Here is a 255-nt window from a genome sequence, read left to right on the forward strand (position 1 = left end):
CCAGTTATAGGAGCTGGCATCCATTTGAATAAGCTCCCCCTGATATTTCTTTCTAGGACGGCTAGGGTGACTTTTTTCGGGTAACTCCATTTGATCTTCGGCTCTTGGAACCAGTGGGTTATAAGACCCTTTTTTACCTTTCATTGATTTAGCTTTGATTCGAGCATTTATTTTCTTACGTGTTTTTCTTTGAGCCTTAGGTGATAGAATATCAGCTTGATATAAAATATGACGAATGGTCGTATCGGTGTAACA

Annotated in this window: 1 pseudogene; it reads right to left on the reverse strand. The window is 39.2% G+C overall.

The window, feature by feature from the left end:
• Positions 1-255 (reverse strand): annotated as a pseudogene (locus ACEN4L_RS13590) (ISNCY family transposase); the annotation flags it as partial.

It is taken from the genome of Desemzia sp. FAM 23988 (assembly GCF_045528365.1).
GTDB lineage: Bacteria > Bacillota > Bacilli > Lactobacillales > Carnobacteriaceae > Desemzia.